This is a genomic window from Saprospiraceae bacterium, assembly GCA_016713025.1.
Classification (GTDB): domain Bacteria; phylum Bacteroidota; class Bacteroidia; order Chitinophagales; family Saprospiraceae; genus OLB9.
Window position 1 is genome coordinate 2200545 of record JADJPZ010000004.1, and the last position, 18332, is coordinate 2218876.

Consider the following 18332-nt stretch of genomic DNA (forward strand, 5'->3'; position numbering starts at 1 on the left):
ATCGTAACTATATTTCAAACTCTTTTCTTAAGTAAAAAGACGTATGGCTTGTACACTTTTTTATCATATTTTCGGGTGTTCCTGAAAACAGCACCTTGCCTCCTTCTTTGCCTCCTTCAGGTCCCAGGTCTATGATATGATCAGCCACTTTAATGACATCCATGTTGTGTTCAATGACTATGACAGTATTGCCTTTCTCAACCAACTTGTCTATCACGCCCAATAGCTGTCTTATATCATCAAAATGTAATCCGGTGGTTGGTTCATCCAGGATGTATATTGTATTTCCGGTATCCTTTTTTGAAAGTTCTTCTGAGAGCTTGACCCTTTGAGCTTCACCACCAGACAAAGTAGTAGCCTGCTGTCCCAGCGTAATATAGCCCAAACCAACACTATCCAACGTTTTCAACTTGTGATGTATTGATGGAATATTTTCAAAAAAATGGACTGCTTCTTCTACAGCCATGTCTAATACATCAGAGATAGATTTTCCTTTATAAATGATTTCCAGTGTCTCCCTATTGTATCTTTTTCCCTGACACTGTTCACAATCTACCAATACATCAGGGAGAAAGTTCATTTCTATGAGTCTCTTTCCTGCACCTTCGCAAGTTTCACATCTGCCGCCCTGCACATTAAATGAAAATCTACCCGGTTGATAACCTCTGATCTTAGCTTCAGGCAAATCAGAAAATAGTTTTCTGATATCTGTAAATACACCTATGTATGTTGCAGGATTGGACCTGGGTGTTCTCCCGATAGGTGACTGGTCAATTTCTATCACCTTATCCAAATGTTCCAGACCGGAGACTTCTATATAAGGCAATGGTTTTTGTATACTATTATAAAAATGTTGTCTGAGTATCGGGTACACCGTTTCATTGATCAATGACGATTTACCACTACCTGAGACACCGGTGACACATACTAAAGTACCCAAAGGAATTTTTATTGCCTCATTCTTAAGATTATTTCCCGATGCACCTTTGATTTCCAGAAAATTTCCATTACCCTTTCTTCGTTTGGCAGGTATATCTATTTTCAGCCTGTTGCTAAGGTAGGAAGCAGTGGTCCCTCCGAGTTGCAGGAATTTTTCAGGAGTGCCTTGAGTGACAATTTCACCACCATGAATTCCGGCACCGGGTCCAAGATCTATGATATAATCTGAAGCAAGCATAATGTCTTTATCATGCTCTACCACTATAACAGAATTGCCGATTTCTGTAAGGTCTTTCAATGCATTGATCAATCGGTGATTATCACGCTGATGCAAGCCTATACTCGGTTCATCCATGATATACGTGATACCTGTAAGTTGACTTCCGATCTGACTTGCCAATCTGGTTCGTTGAGACTCGCCACCTGATAGCGTTCTCGTGGTACGATGGAGACTTAGATATCCAAGACCCACTTCAAGTAAAAATCCAAGCCTGAGCTTAATTTCTTTTAGTATTTCCTGGGCTACAGTATTTTGTTTCGTATCCAAATATTGCGGTAACTGCTGTATCCAGTCATAAAGCTCATCGATATTCATTTCACTGAGTTCACCGATGTGTTTTTCTCCCAATTTAAAATGCAGTGACTCTTTTTTCAGTCTAAAACCGTCACATGAAGGACAGGTCACTATACTTAAGAATTCTTCGGCCCAGGATCGAATTTTTTCAGATGAAGAATCCTTGTACCACCGTTCGACCATATTGATGATACCTTCGACAGCAAGATCATATACATAATCATTGGCCACTGTTCCATACTTAACACCATAGGATTTATTGCCACCGTTAAGTATGGTATCCAATGCTTCTGCAGGAATATCTTTGACCGGTGTATCAAAAGTAAAATGAAAGTCCTCGGCAATTTTTTTCAGTTGTTTAAATGTAGAATTATCCCTGACAGCACCAAATGGTTTGATACCTTCCTCGTTGATACTCTTGCTGTTATCAGGTATAATTTTGTTCATATCTGCTTTATGAATTTCACCCAATCCCGTGCAAGCCGGACACGATCCATACGGACTGTTGAACGAAAAATTATTGGGTGATGGTTCTTCATAAGAAATACCGGACACAGCATCCATTAGGCTTTTTGAATATGCCTTTACTTCTCCTCATCAGTATCCTGAATCATGATAAAGTCATCTCCCATTTTTAACGCCAACTGCAATGATGTCGAAAGTCTGTCTTTTTTATCCTGCTCCACTTTTAGCCTGTCAATGACGATTTCTATATCGTGGACTTTGTATCTGTCTAATTGCATACCCTTAGTGATGTCCACAATCTCACCATCCACTCGCACTTTTGTAAAACCCTTCTTCTGTGTCTGATCAAAGAGTTCACGATAATGTCCCTTTCGTCCACGAATGACAGGAGATAGTATGGCGATCCTTCTTCCGGCGAAATAGGTCAATACATGATCTATGATTTGATCTTCTGTATATTTTACCATTTTTTCACCAGTGATGTAGGAGTAGGCCTCTCCTACCCGAGCATAGAGTAATCTCAGAAAGTCATAAATTTCTGTCGTAGTGCCTACGGTTGATCTTGGATTCCAGCCTGTTGTCTTTTGCTCTATGGAAATGACGGGGCTTAGTCCGTCGATTTTTTCTACATCAGGTCTATCCATAGAACCAATAAATTGACGCGCATATGCAGAAAATGTTTCCATATAGCGGCGTTGGCCTTCTGCATACAATGTGTCAAAAGCAAGAGACGACTTTCCACTGCCGCTGAGACCCGTGATGACCACTAGTTTATTTCTTGGTATTCGGACACTTACATCTTTAAGGTTGTTTTCTCCCGCCCCTATGATATCGATAGAGCCATCTGCGAAAATAGCTTCTTCAGTTTCAGGATGGGTGGTTTGTTCGGTCATTCAAAAGTTTTTCAAAGTATTTATTAAATATTTTCTGGAGGTTGACTGCTGACTTATTGACCACTGCGATGACGTCCTCTACCGTAGTCACACTGATGTTTGATGACGGAAAACACACATTGGACACTATAGAAAACGCTGTTACAGTCATACCTTCATGCCGTGCCACTATCACTTCCGGCACTGACGACATACCTACCAGGTCTGCTCCCAGAATATGTGCCATCCTATACTCTGCGGGTGTCTCCAAACTTGGACCCTGCAGCCCAAGATAAACCCCATTTTTGATACTAATGTTTGCTTTTTTTCCAATATCCTGAAATTTTTTAATTTCTTCAGCATCATAGGCATTTAGCATATCCGGAAATCGCAAACCCAATCTGTCATCATTGGCACCACGTAAGGGGTGATCAGGCATCAGATTGATATGATCATTGATGATCACGATATCTCCTTCGGCGAAGTGAGGATTGATGCCTCCTGCGGCATTGGTAATGATCAGATGCTTTATCCCCAATGCTTTTAAGACCCTTACCGGGAAAGTCAATTCTTTGGCAGAATAGCCCTCGTAATAATGGAATCTGCCGGACATGATGACCAAAGGTATACCTGATTTGTACCCAAATATCAATTTTCCTGTATGGCTTTGGACTGTAGACACAGGAAAATTAGGAATATCCTTATATGGTATCTCCACCTGATCAGTCAATGAATCGGCATAGTCACCTAATCCGGTACCTAAGACAATGGCATGGTCAGCTCCTGTTTTTACCAAAGACCGGATATACTCTATACTCTCTGCCACACGATCATACAAATTTTCCATCATTCATATCTTTGTGACAAATGTAATAAGAAATAATAAGGCACGAAATAATAGTGAACAGAAAATATTGTGCGGAGAATTTAAATCACAAGTTATTAATTTTCAAATAATTGTGATTTTGCAATTTTGCAAATCATATTCTGTTGGGTATAATTCTACAAATGTCACAAGTTTTAAACTGTACAAATTACTAAAAGTCAATTACACTTTCATCAAAATGTAAATGACCTGTAACCTGATATTTTTACATAGTTAAGATACATGTATGGGTTAATTTGGGTCATAACTGTTGGGTTAACCTAACAGTTTCCAATAAATCTGAAAGTCCTTATTGTTTGACAAAGTACAATTTGTCTGCTTACCATATTTAATTGGATCATTTTTTTGACAATTGCGGTTATTTCAAGCGGTTTAAATCCTTTGGGAACTGAACTTTTCCCTTTAAACGTAGGTCACGCCACATTAATTCTACTTTGTCACCTTCAAAAATCTAAGTCAATTACACTTTCATTAAAATGTAATCAACCAGAAACCTTTATAGTTAAAGATAAATGTATGGGTAAATTAAGATCAAAACTTTGGGGTTAACCCCAAAGTTTTCCAACCAAACAGAAAGTCTAGCCAATTTGACTAAGAAGAATTAAATACCATAACTTTTTAATTTACAATGGATTATGATTTATAATTGTTCAGAATATTTTTCGTTCAGTATTCATAGATGGACCCGGCACTTTAAGGACAAGAAAGCTAAACCAGCATAAAACCAAAAAAGGCTTCCCATAACTGAGAAGCCTTTTATTAAAATTTCTTTTTGTATTAATTAATCTATTACTATCATCTTACCACTTAGGACTTTATCATTGTGACGCAATTCATAGAGATATACTCCAGTATTGCCTAAGTCTGATCGGTTGATGGTGATTGTATTGCTGCCAGCCTGATAATCGTTTGAAGAAGATAGGATGACACGACCTGTATAATCCATAATTCTCATTTTAACCTGACCAGCTGCAGGGAGTTGGAATGAAAGAACTGCCTGAGTATTCCATGGATTAGGAACCATACCAGACAAAACAAATTCCTGATTACCTTTGTCTCTCCACTGAAGGGTCAATTTCTTATTCTCAAGTCCTTCAGTATACATTTCAGATTTCATATTAGGATCCAGGGCCAACATTGTACTTAATAGGCCATCTTGCGTTGCTTCACCACGAAGTACAAGTAACGTTTCGCCTGATTGCACACGAAGCCCGTCTGCCGACACACTATTGAATCTGATGTCAGAACCTATTGCATCTGTATAGTTCCACTTGTGCCCACCATCAGCAATCTGCGTTATTTTAAGACCCGTAGCTACGAATTTTGTTTGTGTACCATGCAGTAATCCTGCATCATTGATCTTAACAGGAATATTCAGTTTATCACCTTTTTTGACAGCTATATCATCTATCACGACAGCATATGAAGATCTGGACTCAATTTCGTCAGAGAAGTTGGATCCTTTTGCATTGCCATTGACGTCTCCGATTTTGATTCCAACAAAATTTATGTTCATATCACGATCCAAATTATCAATATTGTATCTTTCAGCTATTACAGAATGCCATGGATTTGATGGAACAGGAAACTTATACGCCGCATCAACGAATCGCCAACTTGTATTATTCTGGAATGATGCATTGACTCCAAGCAACAGTTTTCTCAACTCTGTAATATCTGCTGCAGAAACAGAACCACTACCATTGGCATCAGCAGCTATCATTTGGTAAGGAGTCTTAAGTGTTTCAATGCCTAAGATATGTCTTTGAATCATTACTGCATCCAAAGTACTCACACCATTGATATCATCACCATCTTTGCCTAGAACTACCTGATATTTCCCACCACCAGGCATAGAACCAAACTTGAACACTCCACTCTTATCTGTACTGATCGGAGGCAACTCAGATCCATTAAGTGAAACAACTACACCTTCTATAGTTTCATTGTCTTCTTTTACAGCTCTTCCACTCACTGTAGCCGTAATTGTGCTGGTTCTTAATGTATCCTGTATATCAATAAAGGTTGAACAGTATGCTTGATTGTTGTATCTATCTGTTACATACATTGTAACTCTTCGTGTGCCAATACTATCGCGGTTGTAAGTTCTGATAGTATCATTTACACTCGGTGAAAAACTATATTTCAATATCATAGTACTGTCACATGGATGAACACTCTTATTATCAAAAAATTTGGCTGAAATTCTTGTCATATATGTGTCTCCTGAACCGTTACCATCTGTATCCATCAAGGTCACTCGCGATGCAAGACCATTTTTGCAAACCACTGATGCTGCTTTGATGGTCTTAATACTAAACTCCGTTGAATCAACAGATAAATTACCGCATCTGTCTTCAACACGCCAAATCAATTTGTAATCGCCTATAGCAAACTTAGCACTTAACACATTGGTACTACCAGTTCTAACTACTACTGAGCCCCTTCTAACTGCATAATTCCACTTTAACTCGTCCTGCGGAGTACAATCGTCAGCATTCGCAATGATTTCTACAAGGCTACTGTCACAATTAGAAGTTGTATAAGCAAGAGCTGCCGGTAAATCCAATTCAGGTGCGTCGGTATCCATCACTTTTATCTCTTGTTCATATTCCCAGGTTTTGGGACCTGCTACCGGAGAAGTAACTCTTTGACACCAGTCAATCACTTTCCAAGTCCTGATGATTTTGTAACACGCTCCATTGGTTGTAAATGGAAACACTGCATCTTTATAATTAACACCTATCATAGAGCATAATCCATCTCTCAATCTTGGTGCTTTGGTTCTGGTGGTGTCCAAACCCAGAAATGAACATTGACCACTAAGGATTGTGTCTCTTGGCCAGGAAATGATGGGATCAAAATCCGGAGCGGAATTTGTAAAATCTATTCTTTGAGTACAAGTACCTCCTGCATTTGGCAATGAAATCCTTCTTATGATGTGCCCGATTCCGCATTGATTCCTACCAGGTGTCTCCACAACATCGATCAGAGCTGAAGGCTCAACACATGAACTTCCTGTAATAATAGCAGGCCCAAAATAATCCTTCAAATTGGCTGGATCAAACGTAAAGTCACATGCTTTTGTCTGAGGGGCTGGACAAGTTATGGTAGGTGTCACTTTATTTTGTATCCTAACACTGACCATACAGAAATTTTCATTGCCTTTTAGGTCTCTGACTCTCAACTCAACCATGCGTGTCTGATCACCATCAAGGCAGCAGAATCCTACTTTGTCAAACCATGAAACATTCTGACCAAGTCCGCAAAGATTATCCATCCGTCTGATCTGAACAGTGACAGGACCACACTCATCGTAACTTCCATCATTGACTGCTGCAGCTGTGATTTCAGTATAACCATTGGCTTTAAGGCTAATAGTAGCAAGCTCATCACATAGTGCTACAGGGTCCGTCTTATCTTCTACCAATACTCTGAATCGCATAGTAGAATCATTGCCACATTTGTCAAGCGCTTTGTAAGTCACTATATGCCAACCAGTATCAAGTAACATAGTACCTCCATTGCCATTGATCACTCCGGTAGGTAATAGACTTCCTTCTCTGACGGCATTGATGATTACATTTTGTGATGGATTGCAATTGTCAGTAATATTTAGCGCATCGAGTACCAACCTTCCCTTGCAACTCTTACTTTCAGTAGAAATAGTCATATCAGAAAGTTGTGGTATAGATGGTTTGATATCGTCGATGATATCGATGATCTGCATACCTACAGGAATTTTGACAGAAGTATTGCACCACCACTCTGTGATGGTCCAAACCCTGAGTATTCTCTTTTTACAATCTGTCCAAAGAGCCTCCTGGTCTTCATAATCAATGATAGCACTGCAATAAAGCATATTCAATTGTGACGTAGGCCATATAGGTATTGTACCTAACTTAGGTACACCTGTCACATTTGGGTGTGGGTAGCCCTTGCCACGACCATCATCCTGATATGTGTCATTACATCTCAATGTAGCATTTGGTGCAGGAGTGATGCCCACAAACGTTGATCTTCTTAAATAAATGCTATCTGTACACAATGTATCTCCTACCAGGCCTCTGGAGTCAACAGCTCTCCAGGTACGCAATACTCTACCGATGTAATTTGGATCACATGAAAATGTTGTGTGTCTCAAATCTACCAATTCCACTCTTGCACCCGGGCAATTATCCCAAACCTGAGGTTTCTGTATCGTATCTATTTTGGCGAGGCAACTCACCTTGATGGAGTCAGTGCGACAAATCACCCTTGGCTTGATTTTGTCTTCTACTTTAACAGTCGAAGAACATGAAAATCCACTAGGGTGCGTGATGGTATATGTTAATGTTTTGTCTAATTCATTACTGGATACTACAGGTCCCAAGTTCTGACCATTGCTGGTTTTCACATTGATTTTATACAATGTATCGCATCCCAATAAATCCGGCAATGCGCCAGGCTGATCCCATCCTACCAGCACATCCCGTACAGTAAGTGTATCACGGCAGTCTCCTCCTAAAGAGGACTGGATAGGTTGGCAGGCGAGGGAATTGTTAATGAATTCATTAATCGTAATTCTAAATGAGCATGTATCTGTATTTGTGGCATTATCAGTAGCCAATAAAGTTACTATGTGGGTGCCAATGGGGAAAATGTCTCCTGATTGTAATGGAGTTAAATAGCTCAATGTCACTCCCGGGCAATTATCAGTAATTGTTGGAGTAAAATTTACAACCCTCCCACACTCAGTAGGATCGAGATTAATGATGATATCAGTCGGGCAGACGATCACAGGATCCTCATCATCTGTTACTACTACATCAAAGGTACACTCATCCGAATTTCCTCCTGAGTCTGTGGCCCTATACCTAACGGGTGTTGTGCCAACTGGAAAATTGGATCCACTCGGAAGACCGGAGACCAAAGTGACAGGAAAACCTTCAAATTCGACTATATATCTTCTATTTATAAGTCCCGGGCCATCAAACCATCCCAAATCCAAAGCGGCAATTTCCCAGGAATATACGTAGTCACCATTTAAAACACCTGGTTGACCTAATCCCCAATTAGTATATGATAATGGTTCACCTGATGTCCATTTAAATTGCTCCAGTGAAGGCGAATATCTCAATCCTATCCAATACCAATTGTTAGGTGTGTTTGCAAGAAGCCAATTCTTTTCAGCTAAACTATTGACACTTACCAAATGTCCACCTGCATTGACGGCATTTTGATTGGCTGTTTCCCAAGAAAAAGTACTATTAGATCTAAAATATGTGTGTCCATTAAAGGTACCTATAAATGTATGACCTGCTAAAGTATTTGGTAAATTTACAGGACATAAATCCATAGCTGATACAGGAAAACAAACTACAGCTGTGCATCTGTCAGTGTCTGCAGTCATAGTTACAGGAGATGTCGGACAGGTAATATCTGGTAATCCAACATCACGCAAATTGATGATGATCTCGTCCGTACCTGTACATCCAATGTTGTCTGTAACTGTATACCTTAAGGTGTACATGCCAATCGTATTATGGTTAAAAATAGGATTGACAATATTATTATTATTTAAAAAAGTCGAACCGACGCCAACTCTGGTCCATAAGTGGGTGGAATAAATACCAGATCCTCCTGCTGGATTACCATTCAACTGTAAATTTGTAAGAATACAAGCTTCCGCAGGGTCAGGTGTGATCGATGCTGTGGGATGATTAATGTTTACAGTGTATACAGCCCAGTCCCCTGGACATTCACCATCATCAAAAGTGCTATCACCATCCGCATCTACAAATGAGCGGAATCGAAGTATTACTGATCCAGGTAAAGCAGAATTTATTAAACTGAATGTGTTTGTAACTCCAGTAAATGCTGCTGCTGTTGCAACACAAGATGGTCCGGCAGTACACCAAGCTCCTGATTGCACGGTATTGGAAAATACTATTTCCTGTTGCACCTTTACTAATGGTCCACCAGTGATATTGAAAGAAGTTACATTGATGTTTGGAAGAGGTGTACCGTTGCAAACTGAAAATGACCCTAAATCATTATTACCATCATTATTTGTTGTAATAGAAATACCATTGATTAATGTAGTAAGCGTGGGTTGAACAGCCCGATAGCTAAATGTGGCCGAATGATATCTGCCTGTTGGACCACCATCAAGTGTACCAGGAACTCCCAAGGTTAAGGTACCATCATATCTATTTGTTCCGAATGTTATCAAGCCACCTCCTGTATTGGCAACAGCTGCCCCGGTAGGTAAACCATTGGTATTTCCATTTTGGTCATTGCTATTATATCCGTGTGCAACAATAAAGTAATTGGTTCCTGCGGTAAGTGTTACCGGAGAACCAAGTATCTTTGATCTGAAATTGCCACGAAGTGTACCCGGTGCTGCATTTGTGAAAGTCAGTGGCCCAGCTACTACAAGTCCAGTCACGCCATCTACAATACCCACAGTAATCGTGGTGCCAACAGCAAAACCAGGAGCTCCGGAATCAAAAGCACCTAAGCTATCAATAACTATGGGTGATGAAGGAGTAAAACCCAAACCCAACCTTCCATTCCATGACTGAAGGTCGATGGTAGCTGTACTTGATGTATAAGCGGGAAAACTTGTACATTGAGACCAAGCTGATGCTGCAGTTAGAACAACAAAGGCCCAAATAGAAAGATATCTGGTGATACCTTTTTCATTAAACTTGTGTAAAATCGACATAATTAACAATTTTTTACTTTGAGAAAAAAATAAACTATTAATTACTGCATTTGGGAATGCATGACACAGCAAATACCGAATCATCAGGCAAAGATATAACACTTAATACATATTACAAAATATTTTAATGCATAATTTACATTTTTTCTGCATTTTATTTATATTTATTTATTATAATATGTTTTGTCTTGTTATTTTGTTGTTTATAAATTTGATTTTTCAGGGTATAAAGATAGGTCCTTATGTCATGAACGAAAGGCTCTGACTATGAGCCTTGGACTTTGTATTTAAAGATGTATCTCTGAATATTAAAATAACGGAATTTGTACCCCCAACTTATTACTGTACCCCATTGTTCTATTCAATCGATGTTATTTTCGTTTAGTCTCACTATAGTACCTTCTAAAATCTAAGTCAATTACACTTTCATCAAATGTAATTAAACGGAAACCTGATATTTTTCATAGTTAAAGATACCTAATAATGGCGACAGAATTATTTTTATAATAAAGACATGTGTATCATCGTCTTTAGAAAAATAAATTCTCGTCGGTATAAATGTATGGGTAAATGAGGGTCACAACTGTTGGGTTAACCCAACAGTTTCCAATCAATCGGAAAGTCGGTATAATTTGACAAAGAATTAATCTATATACTGAGTGCGTTATAAAACGAAATACACACCCAACCATCTTTAAGGGACTGATTGATTGGGGTAAGATTTTCAGAAGTGAAGGTGTTGATAATTTGAGCGGCATCTTCTTCAAGGATACCGGAAAGCAAAAGGTAACTTCCTGCATTCATCATACTACAGATATTTGTGGCGTACCTCTGAAGGATATTGCGATTGATGTTGGCAAGTACTATGTCATAATGGTGCGATGGAGCTGCACTTAATTCTCCTTCTATTGATAAGATATTGTCTACATTATTTATATCGGCATTCTCCATAGTATTAAGGTAGGATTCATGTTCGATATCGATGGCATCAATTTCTGCTGCTCCTGATTTGGAAGCGAGGATCGCGAGGATTCCTGTACCACAACCGAAATCAAGTACTTTTTTCCCCGTGAAGTCTATGGTGGACATATGCTCTATCATCATATAAGTAGTGGCATGATGACCCGTGCCAAAAGCCATCTTAGGATTGATGATCAGGTCATACTTAATGTTGGGATCAGCAGGATGAAAATCCGCTCTGACCTGACAGTAGTCGCCAACTATCACGGGCTGAAAAGAAGCTTCCCAGATGGCATTCCAATTTTGTGGTACAATCTCCTGAATATTATATTTGGCGTTGTATGTTCTAATCAGTTTTTCAATCTCAGATTTGACATCATCAGTCAGAAAGGACGACTTTATATATATGACAAAGTGGTCATCATTTTCTTCGATTGAATCCAGATCAAATCGTGTAAGCAATGCCATCAAAATTTCATCAGTGCTGTACACTGTGATGCTGTGATATATCTCCATAATTGTAGGCTTATGGATAAATTTCTTTATTGGCTGATTTAAATGTGTTGAGCAATAGGCCCATGACTGTCATAGGGCCTACACCACCGGGAACTGGTGTGATAAAGCTACTGCGCCCTCTTACTCTATCGAAATCTACATCTCCGACTAATCTCGAGCCTTTTTGTGTCGACTCGTCCTCTACCCTATTTATACCTACATCAATGACTACAGCACCTTCCTTGACCATATCTTCAGTGATAAATCCCGGAACACCTATAGCAGCAACAATAATATCAGCCTGTGATACGATCTGTGTCAGATTTTTTGTACGACTATGTGTGAGCGTCACAGTGGCATCTCCTGTTTTTGACTTTCTGGACATGAGGATGCTCATCGGTGTTCCGACAATCTTCCTCCTGCCTAACATTACCACATGTTTGCCAGCTGTTTCGATATTGTATCTTTCTAAAAGTAACGTAATACCATACGGGGTAGCTGGGAGATAACATGGCAGCCCTTGTGCCATTCTGCCGAAATTGACAGGATGAAAGCCATCCACATCTTTTTTATAATCGATGGTCAATGTGACTTTTATATCATCTATGTGTTTTGGAAGAGGTAGTTGGACAATGAATCCATCAATATCAGGGTTTTCATTTAGTTCTCTTATATGCGTGAGAAGCTGTACTTCTGAGATGTCTTCATCCAGCTTGATAAGAGTTGAATTAAACCCAACTTGCTCACAGGACTTGACTTTATTGCTGACATAAGCCTTGCTCGCCGGATTATCACCTACCAGTATAGCTGCCAAGTGAGGAACACGTCCTGTTCTGTTCTTATAATCAATTACATCCTGTTTAAGCGTATTTTTAATCTCTTCTGATACAGCTTTTCCATCTATCAACTTCATAATTTCGGGGGGATTTTGTGGCTGCAAGATATGTATAAAACGGGAGAAAAACCACAATTAAATATAATTATTTTTATAAAATATTATTTAACCTAAAAGTCTATAATGACTTTCCTATTACAGCCCAAAAGCACTTCATTCTGACCTATGAAACAAGATGACCATGCCGTCAGGTGTACTGACGGTTCCTTCACTAAATTGAGCTCCCACTCAATTTTGCTATCGCACCGTTCAGTCATGCACCATAGCGATGCTATGATTTGTCGTCAAAAATGCTGATTTTATGGTGCTTTTGACCTTCATTACGGAACTCATTATAGATATTTAGGTTTAAATCTTTTCACTCCCGACACCGCACACCGTATCTATATAGGCAGAAGCATCTTCGACAGTAAGGGCGTCATCTACACTGAATTCCCCAATGGAGACACGTCTGAGACCATTCAGGTAAGCCCCGGAATTAAGTAATTCCCCAAAATCATAAACTAAAGATCTGATATATGTACCCTTGCTGCAGGATGCATAAAATGACATCGATTGCCGATCTTTGTTGAGAATATCAAATTTATAAATTTCAACCGGCCTTGGCTTCATTTCTACTTCTTTGCCCCTTCTGGCAAGTTCGTAGCTCGCTTTTCCCTCAATCTTTATGGCTGAGTAAACCGGCGGAATTTGCTGTAAAGGACCTGTAAGTGCAGCAACAGCTTTCTCTATATCATTGATTGAAATATGATCAGTCTGAAAAAATGCATCGGGCTCACTTTCAGCATCATAGGTGGGTGTGGTGGCTCCAAGAAACATGGTGCCGGTATATCCTTTGATTTCAGCCTGAAGCAAGTCTATTTCTTTTGTCAGTTTACCAGTACACACAAGCAAAAGACCTGTAGCCATAGGGTCGAGAGTGCCTGCATGGCCTACTTTAATTTTTTTGACCTTAAGTCCATGCTTGAGTTTAAACCTGAGCTTATTGACTACGTCAAAGGACGTCCATCCTTTGGGTTTATCGATCAGCATCACCACTCCTGAAATAAAATCCACTAAAGGCGGTTGATGCAACCTTGTGATGATCTGATTACTTAAAAATGGCATACAGTACTCCAATGACGCCTACAATAACACAATACCAGGCAAAATAACTCAATTGGCTCTTCCTGACTATCTTTATCATCCATGTACATGCAAAAACTCCGGTAATGAATGAAACCACAAATCCTATCAACAAAGGTCCTAATGATATATGAGATGCTGTAAAATCTCCTTCCAGAAGATCTTTGGCAATCTTACCAAAAATAAGGGGGACAACCATGAGAAATGAAAACTCTGCGGCTTTCGATCTGTCGATACCCAAAATTACCGAAGTAGCTATGGTGGCACCAGACCTGCTGATACCAGGAGTGATGGCGATGGCTTGGGCGATCCCTATTTTCAGTGCATTTCCATAGGTGACTTCTTTGTCAGTGTATGTTGCTTTATCGGCAATGAATAATAAGATACCTGTCAAAACAAGCATAGCACACACTAAAAGGATATTCTGAGTAAAAAGCGCCTCTAATTGCTTTTCAAAAAGTACTCCGATAATTGCTGCCGGAATCATAGAAATGATGATCTTCCATACAAATGATTTCTCTTCATGCCCGTCTTTTGCAAAAAACTTCCGGATGATGTTTAAAATTTCTTTTCTGAAGACATATACTGTAGCTAAAGCCGTTCCAAAGTGAAGCACCACCGTCATCATTAAGCTCTCAGATGGTATTTTGTCGTCTCCCAGAATGTATTTTGCCAATTCGAGATGACCACTGCTACTCACAGGTAAAAACTCAGTCAAACCCTGAATAATTCCAAGGATGATAGCACTTAAAATTTCATTCATAAATGAAGATGAAAGGATGTAAAGAGAATGGAATGGTTACTTTTTTACAAATATAGCATAAATATTGATCACCAATCCAATAAGGATAAGTATGGGCGCCAGTGTGATACGTCTGTGACTATATATCAGAGATTCATCCCAGACGTCTGGTGAAGGCATATGCCCGCCGGTCATTAGTATCATACCCAGAAAAATAAAACCAACCCCAATCAAAATAAATTTATAATTGTTTTTTCCAAAAAGTAAATCAGCTTTTAAAGCCGAGCTGGTGCTTGTAGAAGTTTTAGCTGTGGAAATGGTATTTTCTTCCGTGACTTTGCGAGTATATGCTTTTTCTTTAGCCATGATATTTTGAATATTATGAATTGATGGTACAAAATTACACTTAAAACGTAATTTTCATATTATTTATTAGATATATATTTGCTTTTATACTCAAAATAAATTGGTTTGAGAAAAACTCCTAAATCTTATTACTGATTTTGTGAAAAAACGAAGTTTATGGATACCCAAAGCGGTAAAACGAAGTTTATCTGTAGATGGATTGAAAATCAGGACATTTATCGTCATGAACATATACCGTATTTATAATGAAATCATAATTTTTCTTAAAGAAAATTATCTAAATCATAAGCATACGAAAGCGATTTAAACTACATTTGAGCAATTCTAAAATTAGAGATCTTACAACAAATTTAACGATAGTTGACTTTTGGTAAGAGAAGGATGAACAAATTTCTACCAGAAAGTTACACCAATTTGCACAAATTCGTATTTTCTTCCCCACTACCCCTATCTGACTACGTAGGCAGGCAGGCTCGTTCCCTAAAGAGCTTGTCAAGCTACGCTTGAGATGAGCCACCCAATCCAACCACGTTTTTACCGTATATTAAGATTAATACCTAAATATCTAAAATGAGTTCCGTAATGAAGATCAAAAGTACAATAAAATAAGCATTTTTGACGACAAATCATAGCATCGCTATGGTGCGAAGTCAAAAATGATCCGCCGCGGCGGAGACTTATTTTGCAGTAATTTTGGTCTGGAATAGGAAATTCATTTAAGATTTTTAGGTAATATTGAAAACGTGCAATTTGTATACACACCATTTGCCATTAAATAATAACTGAAAACCAAATTTAACGTATCTTTGAAGGTCAAATCAGCATAAATACTTAATGGTTATCAAATCAACATGTTTTATTGCTTTATTTTTTACTTCAGTGCTGATATACTCTTTCAAAACTATTGATGGAGAATATCAATCATTGACAACTCAAGTATCTGATACTACTTCTTTGGGTCGGACGCTGGCATTAAAATATTGTGAAGGATGTCATTTATTTACAGAACCGTATTTGCTGGACAAATCAACGTGGGTTGAAAATGTCCTGCCAAATATGGGCATGCGATTGGGCCAAAGAGATGTAGGAAATGATCCCTTTCAGGATTTAGCGCCCATTGATGCTGCTATTCTGAAAGAACTCAACATTTTTCCTGATTCTCCCTTGATAAAGCGGACAGACTGGGACGAAATTGTAAAATATTATGAGAAAAATGCTCCGGAAACTCCATTGATTCAAAAAAATGTACCAACAGCTTCATCTTTGACTCAATTTAGAGCATCTTTTGAGACTTTTACAAAAAAAACTTCACCCAAAACATCATTATTGAAATACAATCCAGCCACTTCTCAACTTTATATTGGCGATGCACATAATGAACTATTTATCTTAGACAGTACTTTTCAGTTGAAGGCCAATATCAGAACTCCATCACCACCGGTAGATATTGATTTTACAAAAAACGGCGGAGCACGACTTTTGACAATAGGTTCCATCACTCCTAATGACCAAAAACAAGGTCAGTTGATCCCATTAAATAAATCCGACACTTATTTTAAAGGCTTACCTCGCCCTGTTCACTTAGCTGTAAGTGACATCAACGGTGATAAAAAAGAAGATATTGTGATATGTGGATTTGGAAATCATACAGGAAAACTGGCATGGTATGATAATAGTGACCAATCTAAAGAGTATATCTTAAAAGCATTACCGGGGGCGAGAAAGGTAGAAATTAAAGACTTCAACAAAGATAATAAACCCGATATCATGGTACTGATGGCTCAGGCATATGAAGGAATATCGATTTTCTTTAATTTGGGAAATGGGAAGTTCAGAGAACGAAAAGTGGTGGATTTGCCTCCAGTCTATGGTGTCAGTTATTTTGAGCTGGCAGATTTCAATAATGATGGTCATGAAGACATATTACTAACCACAGGTGATAATTGGGACCTTTCATCCATTAGAAAAAACTATCACGGTATACGTATTTACCTGAATGATGGTAAAAACAAGTTTAATGAATCATGGTTTTATCCGTTTTACGGTACCAGTAAAGCTATGGCGCGTGATTTTGATAATGACGGACACATAGATATTGCTGCTATTTCCTTTTATGCTGATCTTGGCAATCCAGAAGAAAGTTTCATTTATCTGTCCGGAAGAGGCAACCTTACGTTTAAATCATTTTCTACTCCTGAAGCTGCCCATGGCAAATGGCTAACTATGGAAACGGGAGATTTTGATCAGGATGGTGATCTTGATATCGTCCTTGGGTCATACTTTCATAATATGACTGAAATGACAAAATTGATGTTTAATGGTATCACGACATTCCCCCAATTATTGGTTTTGACCAACAACTACAAATAAATTGCCCGATTTAGAATATCAGGATTCTTCTGAATATTAATTTATTTGCCGCAAATAATTATTGATAATGGAATTGGTAGCACCAAACTGAATAATAAAAGCAGAGATAAAGCTAATGACTATTGTGAGGGCCACAAATTCCCATTGTATGATTTCAGCAAAAACTGAGTTACTCTGTATAAGGATGGCACACAATGCTACTATAAAAATTAGAACTGCCAGACTTGCCTTAAGCACAATATTAAGTGCTGATCTTAAATATGGTTTTTTGATAAAGGATTTTTCCGCACCTACCATCTGCATGGTTTTTACGATCTTTGCGTCCGCGTGTAAGGTGAGTTTTACAGTATTAAATATAATGGCTAAGGCAAGAACAACAAAACATATTGCTAAAATAAGAATACCCAGTGAAATTTTTTCAAGATTTGCCTTTACTGCATTGATGCTTTCATTTTCATAATATAAGCCAGAAACTCCTTTTTCAAGTTCGATTTGTGTTTTGATGTCTTTGATGTTCTGATCAGAATAGGCATCATGGCGTAAATTAAATTTAATGATATCCCTGAAAGGGTTTTCGTCATCCGGAGATGATAACACCATATCTCCTGTCATCATTTTTTGGGCTTCATCCTTATCCACAAATACTACTGACTCTGCAATAACACCCTGCTGACTGATGAGTACTTTCTTGAGTTGATCTATCTGGCCGGCAGGAAGCTTATCCTCGAGTTCTACCAGTATATTGATATTTTCTGTGACGATGTTTGTAATATTGGAAGAGTGGAAAAACATCAGTAGAAACAATGAAATCAATACCAATACTATCGATGTGGAAATAGTAGCGTAAAAATGTGATGGTCTTGAATTTTTTGACATTTATACAAATAATGAAGAACAAAGATACAAATAAATCAGAAAATATATAAAAATATAT

The 18332-nt window shown here is 38.4% G+C and carries 10 protein-coding genes and 1 pseudogene; 1 reads left to right on the forward strand and 10 read right to left on the reverse strand.

What is annotated here, in order from left to right; genetic code table 11:
- Positions 1 to 7: 7 nt before the first annotated feature.
- The 9 genes and pseudogenes from uvrA to IPK35_15750 all read right to left on the reverse strand — a co-directional run bounded on the left by uvrA (position 8) and on the right by IPK35_15750 (position 15028).
- A pseudogene (gene uvrA / locus IPK35_15710) lies at positions 8 to 2871 on the reverse strand (excinuclease ABC subunit UvrA).
- Positions 2846 to 3697, reverse strand: a complete 852-nt coding sequence (locus IPK35_15715; protein MBK8054664.1) for a purine-nucleoside phosphorylase — start codon at positions 3695 to 3697, stop codon at positions 2846 to 2848. The pseudogene uvrA and the gene IPK35_15715 overlap by 26 nt, the downstream one beginning before the upstream one ends.
- 820 nt (positions 3698 to 4517) lie before the next feature.
- The gene (locus tag IPK35_15720) at positions 4518 to 10445 is read right to left on the reverse strand and encodes an HYR domain-containing protein (protein ID MBK8054665.1); all 5928 of its coding nucleotides are present in this window, start codon (positions 10443 to 10445) and stop codon (positions 4518 to 4520) included.
- A 648-nt stretch (positions 10446 to 11093) separates the two neighbouring features.
- Entirely contained in the window at positions 11094 to 11921 is an 828-nt protein-coding gene (gene prmA / locus IPK35_15725) for a 50S ribosomal protein L11 methyltransferase (protein MBK8054666.1), read from the reverse strand.
- 10 nt (positions 11922 to 11931) lie between these two features.
- Positions 11932 to 12813, reverse strand: coding sequence for a bifunctional 5,10-methylene-tetrahydrofolate dehydrogenase/5,10-methylene-tetrahydrofolate cyclohydrolase (locus tag IPK35_15730; GenBank protein MBK8054667.1), 882 nt, complete (start codon positions 12811 to 12813; stop codon positions 11932 to 11934).
- Positions 12814 to 12905: 92 nt separating this feature from the next.
- Positions 12906 to 13052, reverse strand: a complete 147-nt coding sequence (locus IPK35_15735; protein MBK8054668.1) for a hypothetical protein — start codon at positions 13050 to 13052, stop codon at positions 12906 to 12908.
- A gap of 91 nt (positions 13053 to 13143) precedes the next feature.
- Positions 13144 to 13902 (reverse strand): tRNA pseudouridine(55) synthase TruB, encoded by a 759-nt coding sequence (truB, locus tag IPK35_15740; GenBank protein MBK8054669.1) that lies wholly within the window; start codon positions 13900 to 13902, stop codon positions 13144 to 13146.
- Positions 13886 to 14683, reverse strand: coding sequence for an undecaprenyl-diphosphate phosphatase (locus IPK35_15745; GenBank protein MBK8054670.1), 798 nt, complete (start codon positions 14681 to 14683; stop codon positions 13886 to 13888). The genes truB and IPK35_15745 overlap by 17 nt, the downstream gene beginning before the upstream one ends.
- Positions 14684 to 14719: 36 nt before the next feature.
- On the reverse strand, positions 14720 to 15028 hold the full coding sequence (locus IPK35_15750; protein MBK8054671.1) for a DUF3098 domain-containing protein: 309 nt from the start codon (positions 15026 to 15028) through the stop codon (positions 14720 to 14722).
- A gap of 834 nt (positions 15029 to 15862) precedes the next feature.
- Here IPK35_15750 and IPK35_15755 point away from each other — a divergent pair.
- Positions 15863 to 17398: a VCBS repeat-containing protein gene (locus IPK35_15755; GenBank protein ID MBK8054672.1), complete on the forward strand. Its 1536-nt coding sequence runs from the start codon at positions 15863 to 15865 to the stop codon at positions 17396 to 17398.
- 36 nt (positions 17399 to 17434) lie between these two features.
- Here the strand turns inward: IPK35_15755 and IPK35_15760 are convergent, their stop codons facing one another.
- Positions 17435 to 18274, reverse strand: a complete 840-nt coding sequence (locus tag IPK35_15760) for a hypothetical protein (GenBank protein ID MBK8054673.1) — start codon at positions 18272 to 18274, stop codon at positions 17435 to 17437.
- Positions 18275 to 18332: the final 58 nt, after the last annotated feature.